Consider the following 11,861-nt stretch of genomic DNA (forward strand, 5'->3'; position numbering starts at 1 on the left):
CTACTCGGTCGGGCTGCGGCTGAAGCCGGCTATACGCTGGCAAAGCCTGATGCTGGCGCTGTCGATTGCCGCACTTGTCACCTCGCTGCCTTTCTTCCTGTGGGAAGTGGCCGCCGGCAAGGTCATCGTCCCCGATGCGCGCGGCTGGGCGATAGCGTTCTACACCGCGATCGGCGCCTCAGTCGTCTCGCAGATCTTTTACATCAGGGGCAACGAACTGATCGGCGCCAACCGGGCTGGCCTGTTCATCAACCTGGTGCCGATCTTCGGCACGCTCCTGTCGGTGCTGATCGTCGGTGAGACATTCCAGCTCTATCAGGGACTGGCCCTGGTGCTGGTGCTTGGCGGTATCAGCCTCGCCGAATACAGCGGAAGGAAGATGGCGATTTAGCCGGCAAATATTCGACGCCGCATGGTGCAATCCAGAGCCTGTCAGCCACATTGTCGAAGCGCCCCGCGTGCTTGCAGAGCATTATTCAGGCGCCCACATCGAAATGCAGCCGCTTGGCGGAGTCGATCGACTTGTGCGCCCGCACCTGTTCCAGCACGTTTTCCGGGAACGGCGCATCGAGATAAAGCAGTGCAATGGCATCGCCGCCAGGCCGGTTGCGGCCGAGCTGGAAGTTGGCGATGTTGACGCCGTTCTCGCCGCAGACCGTGCCGAGCAGGCCGATGATGCCGGGCGCATCGGCATTCGTCGTGTAGAGCATGTGCTGGCCGACCTCGGCGTCGAGGTTGATGCCCTTGATCTGGATGAAGCGCGGCTTGCCGTCCGAGAAGCAGGTGCCGGCGATCGAACGCGTCCTATGCTCGGTCTTGACCGTCAGCTTGATGTAGCCGTCGAACACGCCGGATTTGTCGCGCTTGACCTCGGCGACGATGATGCCGCGCTCCTTCACCATGATCGGCGCCGACACCATGTTGACGTCGGAGACCTGCGGCCGGATCAGCCCGGCAAGAGTGGCGCTGATCAGCGCGCGCGTGTTCATCGTCGCGGTCGAGCCGTCGAACAGTATCTCGACCTCTTTGATCGGATCCTCGGTGACCTGGCCGACAAAGGCGCCGAGCACTTCGGCAAGCTTGACGAAAGGCTTCAGGCGCGGCGCTTCTTCAGCGGTGATCGACGGCATGTTGATGGCGTTGGAAACAGCGCCCTTGATCAGATAGTCGGCCATCTGCTCGGCGACCTGCAGGGCGACATTCTCCTGCGCCTCCATCGTCGACGCACCGAGATGCGGCGTCGCCACCACGTGCTCCATGCCGAACAGCTCACTTTTCTCCGCCGGCTCTACCTCGAACACATCGATGCCAGCGCCCGCCACCTTGCCGCTTTTCAACGCCGCGATCAGGTCGGCCTCGACGATCAGCCCGCCACGGGCGCAGTTGATGATGCGCACGCCGGTCTTCATTTTGGCGATCGCCGCGGCGTCGATGATGTTGCGCGTCTTGTCGGTCAATGGCGTGTGCAGAGTGATGAAATCGGCTCGGGTGAACAGCTCGTCCAGTTCGACCTTTTCGACGCCGAGCTCCTCGGCGCGGCTGTCCGACAGGAACGGGTCGAAGGCGATGACGTGCATCTTGAGGCCGACGCCGCGCGTGGCCACGATCGAGCCGATATTGCCGCAGCCGATGATGCCCAGCGTCTTGCCGGTGATCTCGATGCCCATGAAGCGGTTCTTTTCCCATTTGCCGGCATGGGTCGAGGCATTGGCTTCCGGTATCTGGCGGGCCAGCGCGAAGATCATGGCGACGGCATGCTCGGCGGTGGTGATCGAATTGCCGAACGGCGTGTTCATGACGATGATGCCCTTGCGGCTCGCCGCCGGGATGTCGACATTGTCGACGCCGATGCCGGCGCGGCCGACCACCTTGAGCCTGGTGGCGGCGTTGATCAGCTTTTCGGTGACTTTGGTCGCCGAACGGATGGCGAGGCCGTCATACTGGCCGATCACTTCGAGCAGCTTTTCCTTGTCCTTGCCGAGGTCGGGCAGGTAGTCGACGTCGATGCCGCGATCCCTAAAGATCTGAACGGCAGTGGTGGAGAGTTTGTCTGAGACGAGAACGCGGGGCGCCATGGCGGCCTCCTTCAAATGAGATTTGATCCGTTTGGGAATGGGCGGCCCCGAGGGCCGCCACGGGAAACTCAGGCAGCCGCCTTGAGCGACGCCTTTTGTGCGGCAAAGGCCCAGTCGAGCCACGGCAGCAGCGCTTCGAGGTCGGAGGTCTCGACTGTCGCGCCGCACCAGATGCGCAGGCCGGGCGGCGCATCGCGATAGGCGCCGATATCGTAGGCGACGCCTTCCTTGTCGAGCGTCGAGACGATGCCCTTGGCGAACGCCGCTTGTCCGTCGGCATCAAGCGCGGCGACATCCGGGTCGGTGAAGGAAAGACAGACGGACGTGTTCGACCGCGTCGCCGGGTCGGTGGCCAGATGGCCGAGCCATGCGGATCTGTCGACGAAACCGTCGATAACGGCGGCATTGGCGTCGGCGCGGGCAATCAATGCGTCGAGGCCGCCGATCGACTTCGCCCAACGCAGTGCGTCGAGATAGTCCTCGACGCACAGCATCGATGGCGTGTTGATGGTCTCGCCCTTGAAGATGCCTTCGATGAGCTTGCCGCCCGAGGTGAGGCGAAAGATTTTCGGCAGCGGCCAGGCGGGCTTGTAGCTTTCCAGCCGCTCGACGGCGCGCGGGCTGAGGATCAGCATGCCGTGCGCACCTTCGCCGCCCAGCACCTTCTGCCAGGAGAAGGTGACGACATCGAGCTTCTGGAAATCGAGCTTTTGCGCAAAGGCCGCCGACGTGGCGTCGCAGATGGTCAGGCCCTTGCGGCTGACCGGAATGAACTCACCGTTCGGGACACGCACGCCTGATGTCGTGCCGTTCCAGGTGAAGACCACATCGCGGTCGAAGTCGATTTTTGTCAGATCCGGCAGCGCGCCGTAGCCGGCCTCGATCCTGCGCACGTCAGCGAGCTTCAGCTGCTTGACCACATCGGTGACCCAGCCGGAACCGAAACTCTCCCAGGCGACCATGTCGACGCCGCGTTGGCCGAGCAGCGACCACAGCGCCATTTCCACCGCGCCGGTGTCCGACGCCGGCACGATGCCGATGCGATAGTCTGCCGGAACCTGGAGAATTTCCCGCGTCAGCTCGATCGCCTGTTCGAGCTTGGACTTGCCGATCTTGGCGCGGTGCGAGCGTCCGAGCGCAGCATTGGTTAGCGCCTCGACCGACCAGCCGGGACGTTTTGCACAGGGACCTGAGGAAAAATTGGGATTTGCCGGACGGAGTCCGGGCTTCGTACGCGTCGTCATTGTGGTCTATCCTTCCAGATAGTGGCCCCTCGTTGGGGAGGGGTGGCCCACGGATGGCGATATGCGTTCAGGCGTCAGGCGTCAAGGGGAAAGTTTTTGTCGCTGGCAGGATATTGATCACCTGTGATGAGAATGTCGTGGGCCTCCAAAACGAGGGCGGACCCGAAGATCCGCGGTCTTGATTGTCTCCCGCGCAGCTCCTACCAGAGGTCGTAGCGCAACCCGAGCTTAACCTGATGATTGCTGATCCCTTTGTCGATCGGATAGGAATTTAGACTCTCGGCAGTCGCATATTCGGCGTCGGGCGCGGAAAAATACTGATAGCCCAGATCGACGGAAACATTCTTGGACACTTGATAGGCAAGGCCCGCATTAAGCGTATAGGCAAAGGAATACTGGGTCTTGTCGTCCTGCAGAACAAAATCGTCGGTAGGGTCATTGTTGTCGGTGAAATAGCTCGCCGAAAGCTTGCGATTGCTCTGGACGATTCCGATACCCGCGCCGAGATAGGGCGTGATCCCGACATAGGTGCCAAGATCGACATAGCCATTGAGCATGCCCGAGAAGGCATAGTTCTTCAGAGACGCTGATGCCACGGTCGTTCCGTCATCATAGCCGACGCCGATCTTGTTGCCGGGCAGATAGCCGAAATTGAGATCGGCCCGCAGATAGTCGTTGAAATGGTAGCCGAAGCCGATGCTGGCAAAGATCGGATCTTCATTGTCGCTGAAGCTCGCCGGTGTGAAGGCGAAGTCCTCATCTTCGAAACTCTTTTCCGGCAAATAAGCGACATCGCCCCGCAGATACCATCCCGAACCGACTTCGACCGGCACATAATCCGGCGCCTGGTCGACATAGATCGGCGGATCGTAGTCGGCACCAAGCGCTTGAGACAGCGACATCAGGGCGATTGCTGCAAGCGCCAGCGCTATGCGCGATTTGAATGTCATGATCCCTGGCTCCCGAAGGTGGCGCCATTCGCGATCGCGAGCGCCGTTTCAGAGCATTGTTAACCATAGTGGTTAAGTGGCGGTTAAGGATAACAGCACGTTAGCGATTTGATTTTGATGCGCTTTCCTGACTCAAACGAAAACCGCCCGGCTTTCGCCGGGCGGTCCGCAACCCTGCTCTCGAAGCGATTACTTGGTGTAGACCGGTTCGGGTTCGTAGGCGATCGGCTCCGGCTGGGCGCAGCCCGAGTTGCCGAACTGGTAGCGCAGGCCGCCGCGCACTTCGTGCACATTGATGCCTTTGTCATGGCCCGGACCGACGCCGCTGGCGAAGTCGAACATCTTGCCGCCTTCGATATGGCTGTAGCGGTAGCCGACATCGAGCTTGACACGATCGGTCAGGCAGTAGGATGCGCCCGCCATGGCGGCATAGGCAAAACGCCAGCCTTTGCCGCCGCTATGCTCAAACGAACCGTCCTCAGTGACGTTATGCAGCGTATCCCACTTGACCCAGGCACCGCCGATGCCGGCGCCGACATACGGCGTGATGCCATGCCAAGTGCCGATATCGACATAGGCGTTGGCGAGAAGCAGCAGCGCCGTATAGGACGAGGTGTCGGTCGAAGTGCAGGGATCTCCATCAAGGCAGATGCCGCTGGTCGAGCCGCGGAAATCGGATTTGCTCATCCAGTCCGCGGTCAGGTCGGTGCGAAAATGCTGGTTGATCTGGTAACCGACGCCGGCGCCGGCCGAGAAGGCGCCCTCCAGCTTGCCGCTGTCAAAGCGGCCGGTGCCTGGAGCCGGCCCGTAGGTGATGTAGTCGCCGCCGCGGAACTTCGACCAGTGATAGTCGATGTCGCCGCGAATGTACCAGCCGCCATATTCGACCGGCTGCTCGTAGACGGGCGGCGGCGGGGCCGGCTCGACCACGGGCGGCTCGACGAAGTCGGCGGCGAACACTGGTCCGGCCACGCCCGCGAGCAGCGCGGCAAAGAGGGCCATTCTTGCTGTATTGAACATGCTTGTCACCCCTGAGAACCCTCGGCACAGCGAACGCTTCCGAATCTGATTGGCTTCAGCGTGGATAATGAATTGGAAAAGTTAAAACGCGTTTAACCGTATCGCTTAACCATGTACCTCTAAATCTTTCGGAGTTTTCGCGTCATTTCTGCGGAGAATTTGCGTGCAAGCCAACGAAAAAAGCCCGCCGGAGGCGGGCTTTCAAACTGGCAAAAGCTTCAGGATCAGGCGGCGCTGCGCGTTTCCGAAATGACCTCGACGATATCGTTGACGACGGCCTCTACCAGTTGCTGATCGTCGCCTTCCGCCATGACGCGGATGAGCGGTTCCGTGCCGGATGGCCGGATGACCAGGCGCCCGGCCTTGCCCAGGCGGTGCCGTCCATCTTCGATCGCCGCCTTGACCAGGGCTTCCTCGAGCGGCTTGCCGCCGGCAATGTGGACGTTCTTCAGCAACTGCGGCACCGGCGCAAACTTCTTCGACAGTTCGCTGACCGGCCGGTTCTGCCGCTTGATGCAGGCGAGCACCTGGAGCGCCGAGACGAGGCCGTCGCCGGTAGTGGAAAAATCGGACAGCACGATGTGGCCCGACTGTTCGCCGCCGACATTCAGGCCGTGCGCACGCATGTGCTCGACGACATAGCGGTCGCCGACCTTGGTGCGGTGCAACTGCAGGTTCATGTCGCCGAGGAAGCGTTCGAGGCCGAGATTGGACATCACCGTCGAGACGATGCCACCGCCGGCCAGCCGTCCGCTCTGATGCCAGGACTCGGCGATCAGCGCCATGATCTGATCGCCATCGACGATCGCGCCGTTCTCGTCGACGATGACGACGCGGTCGGCATCGCCGTCGAGCGCGATGCCGATATCGGCGCGCACTTCGTGGACCTTCTTCTGCAGGCCGGCCGGATGGGTCGAGCCGCACTCCTTGTTGATGTTGAAGCCATTGGGCTCGACATTGATAGCGACGACCTCGGCGCCGAGTTCCCACAGCGCCTCGGGCGCCACCTTGTAGGCAGCGCCGTTGGCGCAATCGACGACGATGCGGAGGCCCGAAAGCGACATCGAGCGCGGCAGCGTGCGCTTGGCGAATTCGATGTAGCGGTCATGGACGCCGTCGACGCGCTTGGCGCGGCCGAGCCCGTCCGAATCGGCGAGCGCCAGGTCGATATCCTTGTCGAGCATCCCCTCAATTCGCTCCTCGATCTCATCGGAGAGCTTGTAGCCATCTGGGCCGAACAGCTTGATACCGTTGTCGTAGTAGGGATTGTGCGAGGCCGAGATCATCACGCCGATGTCGGCGCGCAATGAGCGCACCAGCATCGCGACCGCGGGCGTCGGAATCGGGCCGAGCAGGAACACGTCCATGCCGGCGGCGCACAGACCCGACACCATCGCATTCTCGATCATGTAACCGGAAAGCCTGGTGTCCTTGCCGAGCACGACGCGGTGGCGATAGTTGCCGCGCTGGAACGAAAGGCCGGCGGCCATGCCGACCCTCATGGCGACCTCCGCCGTCATTGGAAACCTGTTGGCGCGCCCGCGAATGCCGTCCGTACCGAAATAACTTCCTGCCATGCTAGCCAGCTTCCCGATGGTTCTTTTCCGGCACGTCATGCCATAAATTGGCCCGAGCCCTATCATCACAATGCATGATTATAGGTCACCAATCCTTAGAAAATTGTTGTTTTGTGTGTTTTGTGTCACGCTCGTGCGTGGATTTTCAAGTTCCCTGCCTGGTTGCGGCAGCAGCGTTCAGGAACTTCAGAGTGCATCTGGATTCTTTGTTGTCTCAGTCAGTAGGCACTGAACTCGCAATCCGCGGGTCGAGTGGCCCTGGATCGGGCATTCAGTTGCGCCGCAGCGGCGACACTCGATCCAACCCGCCATGTCAGGCAGTCCCTCACTGTGGGCCGCTGTATGCGCGCTTTCCGTGCAAAAGCGCTCGGGAAAATCTACCTGGCGGAGAGGAGCTGGCTACGACTTTATCGAAATAATGCACTTTCCGACAGCTTTTACGCCATTTAGCCTCTGGCGCAACCAGCCGTTGAGTGCTACTGCTTACTTGGTACATATCGTGAACATCTGAGGGAGAAGACGCATGCTCATCCATCGACTTGCCACTTTGACGGGTCTCGCCGTCGTGACTTTATTCCTGACGGCGCCCGCCAATGCGCTGACCATGACTGAATGCAGCACCAAGTATAACGCGGCAAAGGACGCCGGAACACTTGGCGGGCAGAACTGGAACCAGTTCCGCAAGGCAGAATGCGGTACCGACACCGCCGACGCCACGCCAGCCGCGGCGGAAAGCACCAGCGCTGCAACTACCGACGCGGCACCGGGCCCGACGGCGAAAGAATGCAGCACCAAATACCAGGCCGCAAAGGCCGCCGGCACGCTGAACGGCACGAAGTGGAATGACTTCCGCAAGAGCGAATGCGCCGCCGGCGCCAGCGCGACGGTGGAACCCGCCGCAGAGACGCCCAAGGCAGCGGCGACTGCCAACGCAGGCAACGGCCTCAGCAGGGCGGATTGCAGCGCCAAGTATCAGGCGGCCAAGACCGGCAACACGCTGAACGGCATGAAGTGGAACGACTTCCGCATGAGCCAGTGCGGTGCCAGTGGTTCCGACGACGACACCATGCCGGCAGCCGATCAGGCAAGCCTCACCAGCCACCCGGAAACGCCGACCGTCACCGCTCCCCAGGGTGTGACGTTTCCGAAGGCGATCTCCACCAAGTATAGCAGCGAAACCCCGGCGAAGGGCCGCATGCACACCTGCCGCGACCAGTACCACGCCAACAAGGAGGCCGATACGCTGGGTGGCCTCAAGTGGATCCAGAAGGGTGGCGGCTTCTACAGCCTTTGCAATGCCGCGCTGAAGAGCTGATCGGCAGTAACACCTGAAGACAGGAAGGCCCGCCAACCGCAAGGTTCGCGGGCCTTCCTGTTGCCGGCGATAAATTGTGCCGGCAGTGCTGAAGGTCTGTAAAAGCGGAGGTGACGGCCGGTCTCCCCCCTTGCGGGAGATCGGCCCTCATCACGGCCTCCGCAAACCTTCAGCGTCTACCTCCCATGTGGAGAAGTCCCCGGCACTGGGTGAAGCGATGGAGTTTTCAGGCCGCGACCGACTGCTGGCAGCCCTCCAAATGAAACCGCCGCGATCAACACCGCGGCGATTTTCGAAATCAATCTCCTGATCCGGACCCTAGCTTGACGGCTGAGGCTCCATGCCGCCTTCGGGCTCCGGGCCCTTCTTGCGGCGGCTGCCGGACTTCGGCACGGCCGAGCCACGGCTCGGTGGCGTGTCGTCGCCGAGATCGCGGGCGGGCTTGTGGCCGGCGATCAGCTGCTTGATCTCCTCGCCGGACAGCGTCTCATATTCCAACAGCCCCTGCGCCAGCGCGATCCATTCCTTCTTCTTCTTGGTCAGGATGGATTTCGCCGTCGAATAGGCCTCGTCGATCAGCCGGCGCACTTCGGCGTCGATGATCTGCGCCGTCTCTTCCGAGACGTTCTGCGTGCGCGCCACCGAATGGCCGAGGAAGACCTCTTCCTGGTTATCGCCATAGGCGACATGGCCGAGCTTGTCGGAGAAGCCCCAGCGCGTGACCATGGCGCGCGCCAGCTTGGTTGCCTGCTCGATGTCCGAGGAGGCGCCCGAGGTGATGTTCTCCTTGCCGAACTTGAACTCCTCGGCGACGCGGCCACCCATCATGATGGCGAGGCGCGAGATCATGTATTTGTAGCTCATCGAATAACGGTCGCCTTCCGGCAGTTGCATAACCATGCCAAGCGCCCGGCCGCGCGGGATGATGGTCGCCTTGTGCAGCGGATCGGCCGACGGCACGTTCAGCGCCAGGATGGCGTGGCCGGCCTCGTGATAGGCGGTGAGTTCCTTCTCGGCCTGGGTCATCGCCGACGAGCGGCGCTCGGCGCCCATCATGATCTTGTCCTTGGCGTCCTCGAACTCGGCCATGGTGACAAGGCGCTTGTTACGCCGCGCCGCCATCAGGGCGGATTCGTTGACGAGGTTCATCAGGTCGGCGCCGGAAAAGCCCGGCGTGCCGCGTGCGATCACCTTGAGGTCGACATTGGGCGCCAGCGGCACGTTGCGCACATGCACCTTCAGGATCTTCTCGCGGCCGACGATGTCGGGGTTCGGCACCACCACCTGGCGGTCGAAACGGCCGGGCCTGAGCAGCGCCGGGTCGAGCACGTCCGGCCGGTTGGTGGCGGCGATCAGGATGATGCTTTCGTTGGATTCGAAGCCGTCCATTTCGACCAGCAACTGGTTCAGCGTCTGCTCGCGTTCGTCGTTGCCGCCGCCGAGGCCGGCGCCGCGATGGCGGCCGACCGCGTCGATTTCGTCGATGAAGATGATGCAGGGCGCATTCTTCTTGGCCTGGTCGAACATATCGCGGACGCGGCTGGCGCCAACGCCGACGAACATCTCGACAAAATCCGAGCCGGAAATGGTGAAGAACGGCACGTTGGCCTCACCGGCGACCGAACGGGCAAGCAGCGTCTTGCCGGTCCCGGGAGGGCCGACGAGCAGCACGCCGCGCGGGATCTTGCCGCCAAGCCGCTGGAACTTCTGCGGATCACGCAGGAATTCGACGATCTCTTCCAGATCTTGCTTGGCTTCGTCGACGCCGGCGACGTCCTGGAAGGTGACACGGCCATGCGCTTCGGTCAAAAGCTTGGCCTTCGACTTGCCGAAGCCCATGGCGCGGCCGGAGCCGGACTGCATCTGGCGCATGAAGAATATCCAGACGCCAAGGATGAGGATCATCGGCAGCCAGGAGATGAGATAGCCGAACAGCGAATTGGAACCGTCGGATTCGGGGCGCGCGTTGATGGTGACGTTCTTGTCCTGGAGTCTCGAAACCAGCGACGGATCCCCCGGCGAATAGGTCTGGAAGCCGGTAGAGGTGTCGGTATAGGTGCCCGAGATGCGGGCACCCGCTATGGTCACCGTCTTGACCCGGCCGGCTGCGACATCCTGCAGGAACTGCGAATAGGGGACATCGCTCGCTGCTCCGCGCGTCTGCGGCGTCTGGAACAGATTGAAGAGAGCGATGAGCAGGACCGCTATGATCGCCCAGAGCGCGAGATTGCGATAATTCGGATTCATCAATTGTCCCGTTGGTGTCCGCTGGCGGACACGCGTCGTGAGAGGAAACTTGGGTCTAACATAGGGATGGCGCCTTCCCTTGCCAAGCAGAACAGCATGTCGCGGTTAAGCTTTCGCCCAAGATCAACTGGCAGTGTGGCCGCTAAAAGGCGTGGCAGGAAGAAGCGGCGCGCCGATCAGCGCGGCGACCGTTCCGGCCGGCGCCAGGTCGAAGGATGGCAGGAAGCGGGCAAAGGGCGCGACCACCGGGCATACCGCCATTCCCGGCAGGACCTGGCTGTCCTGCGCCGAACCGAGGCATTCGCCAAGAAGTTCATTTGCGCGCCACAGCACCGGCTCGGCCGCCAGGGCCGCGCGGACAAGGCTTGGCGGCGTGCCGTCGTCGGCAATTGGCCGTTTTGCGGCACGAGCCGCACCGAGCGGCGCGATCAAAAATGCACCTGGTTCATCGTCCAATGTGATCCTCCAGCGGCCGTCCCAGAGGGCATTGTCCACGGCAGGAGCAGCGGGCGGCAGGTTGCGGGTTTCGCGACGCAGGAAGATGCCGGCACGCCGTGCATCGACCACCGTCCGCGACAATGTGGCGCAAAACGGGGTCGCGAAAAATGGGGTTGTGCCAGATGGTCCGGCCCTCAGCCGATCGAGCAGCGCCTTGCTGCGAACCTGGTCGGGCAGAAAGGCAACGCCGCCGACAGTCGCCAGCAGGATGCGCAGCGCATAGACGGCCGCCGCGTCGTCGCTGGCCGTCGCAAAGCCCGGATCGAGACGGATAAGGCCGGCGGTGGGCCTGCTGGCAAAGCCGCGGATCAGCGCGGCTGCGCGATGGCCAAGCTGTTCGCGCTCCACCGCAGCCCGCGCGGCCAGCGCCACCGCGTCTTCCACGCGCTGGGTACCATTGCGGTCGGCAAGTGCCGCGCGGATACGCGGCCTCTCGAAAGCCTCGTCTTCATTGGTCGGGTCTTCGACCCAGCCGACATTCGCGCGCTGCAGGACTTCGCGCAGCGCCGCCCGCCGTGTGCCGAGGAGCGGCCGTCCGATCCAGATCCGCCAGTCGTAAAGAGTCGCGGGCGCCATGCCGGCGAGACCTCGCCCATCTTGGCGTGCCCCATCCTCGCGTGCTTTCCGCATCAGCACGGTCTCGGCCTGGTCGTCGGCAGTGTGGCCGGTCAGGATCAGGCCGATACCTTCCGCCTGCGCTGCCTCGGCCAGCAGCCGGTAGCGTGCCTCTCGCGCGGCAGACGGCAGGCCGGTCGACGGCTTGCGCCTGGACCAGACGAGGGTGCGGTGGGCAATGCCGCGCCCGACGCAAAGCCTGGCCACGGCTTGCGCTTCCGCTGCCGAGCCCGGCCGCAGACCGTGATCGATCGTCACAGCCAGCAATTTCGTTGCGGGCGCGGTACGGTCGAGGTGATCTTTGAGGAGAAGGAGAAGGG

At 62.5% G+C, this 11,861-nt stretch carries 9 protein-coding genes; 2 read left to right on the forward strand and 7 right to left on the reverse strand.

Annotated elements, in window-relative coordinates; translation table 11 throughout:
• Window positions 1-391 (forward strand): DMT family transporter (locus tag EOA85_RS14245; RefSeq protein ID WP_164759653.1); only part of this gene is annotated, 391 nt, incomplete at its 5' end.
• Window positions 392-476: 85 nt separating this feature from the next.
• Here EOA85_RS14245 and serA read toward each other — a convergent pair.
• The 5 genes from serA to glmM form a co-directional block, all read right to left on the reverse strand.
• Entirely contained in the window at window positions 477-2,075 is a 1,599-nt protein-coding gene (gene serA, locus EOA85_RS14250; RefSeq protein ID WP_127209862.1) for a phosphoglycerate dehydrogenase, read from the reverse strand.
• A 68-nt stretch (window positions 2,076-2,143) separates the two neighbouring features.
• The gene (locus EOA85_RS14255; RefSeq protein WP_127209863.1) at window positions 2,144-3,319 is read right to left on the reverse strand and encodes a phosphoserine transaminase; all 1,176 of its coding nucleotides are present in this window, start codon (window positions 3,317-3,319) and stop codon (window positions 2,144-2,146) included.
• A gap of 200 nt (window positions 3,320-3,519) precedes the next feature.
• Window positions 3,520-4,269, reverse strand: a complete 750-nt coding sequence (locus tag EOA85_RS14260; protein WP_127209864.1) for an outer membrane protein — start codon at window positions 4,267-4,269, stop codon at window positions 3,520-3,522.
• Window positions 4,270-4,458: 189 nt separating this feature from the next.
• On the reverse strand, window positions 4,459-5,289 hold the full coding sequence (locus tag EOA85_RS14265) for an outer membrane protein (protein WP_127209865.1): 831 nt from the start codon (window positions 5,287-5,289) through the stop codon (window positions 4,459-4,461).
• A 224-nt stretch (window positions 5,290-5,513) separates the two neighbouring features.
• Window positions 5,514-6,866 carry a phosphoglucosamine mutase gene (gene glmM, locus EOA85_RS14270; RefSeq protein ID WP_127209866.1) on the reverse strand — a complete coding sequence of 451 codons (1,353 nt, stop codon included), beginning with the start codon at window positions 6,864-6,866 and terminating at the stop codon, window positions 5,514-5,516.
• Window positions 6,867-7,389: 523 nt separating this feature from the next.
• On the opposite strand from glmM, the gene EOA85_RS14275 reads away from it, so the two are divergent.
• Window positions 7,390-8,181: a hypothetical protein gene (locus EOA85_RS14275; protein ID WP_127209867.1), complete on the forward strand. Its 792-nt coding sequence runs from the start codon at window positions 7,390-7,392 to the stop codon at window positions 8,179-8,181.
• Between the two features lie 318 nt (window positions 8,182-8,499).
• Here EOA85_RS14275 and ftsH read toward each other — a convergent pair whose 3' ends face one another.
• On the reverse strand, window positions 8,500-10,428 hold the full coding sequence (gene ftsH, locus EOA85_RS14280) for an ATP-dependent zinc metalloprotease FtsH (RefSeq protein ID WP_065011263.1): 1,929 nt from the start codon (window positions 10,426-10,428) through the stop codon (window positions 8,500-8,502).
• Between the two features lie 123 nt (window positions 10,429-10,551).
• Window positions 10,552-11,861 (reverse strand): tRNA lysidine(34) synthetase TilS (gene tilS, locus EOA85_RS14285; RefSeq protein ID WP_127209868.1); only part of this gene is annotated, 1,310 nt, incomplete at its 5' end.

Source organism: Mesorhizobium sp. M5C.F.Ca.IN.020.29.1.1, from assembly GCF_003997375.1.
GTDB lineage: Bacteria > Pseudomonadota > Alphaproteobacteria > Rhizobiales > Rhizobiaceae > Mesorhizobium > Mesorhizobium wenxiniae.

What these genes read in the sequence shown, in the direction of transcription:
- serA (WP_127209862.1), bottom strand. Translation starts at nt 2,075, where the DNA reads ATGGCGCCCCGCGTTCTCGTCTCAGACAAACTCTCCACCACTGCCGTT.
- EOA85_RS14255 (WP_127209863.1), bottom strand. Translation starts at nt 3,319, where the DNA reads ATGACGACGCGTACGAAGCCCGGACTCCGTCCGGCAAATCCCAATTTT.
- EOA85_RS14260 (WP_127209864.1), bottom strand. Translation starts at nt 4,269, where the DNA reads ATGACATTCAAATCGCGCATAGCGCTGGCGCTTGCAGCAATCGCCCTG.
- EOA85_RS14265 (WP_127209865.1), bottom strand. Translation starts at nt 5,289, where the DNA reads ATGTTCAATACAGCAAGAATGGCCCTCTTTGCCGCGCTGCTCGCGGGC.
- glmM (WP_127209866.1), bottom strand. Translation starts at nt 6,866, where the DNA reads ATGGCAGGAAGTTATTTCGGTACGGACGGCATTCGCGGGCGCGCCAAC.
- EOA85_RS14275 (WP_127209867.1), top strand. Translation starts at nt 7,390, where the DNA reads ATGCTCATCCATCGACTTGCCACTTTGACGGGTCTCGCCGTCGTGACT.
- ftsH (WP_065011263.1), bottom strand. Translation starts at nt 10,428, where the DNA reads ATGAATCCGAATTATCGCAATCTCGCGCTCTGGGCGATCATAGCGGTC.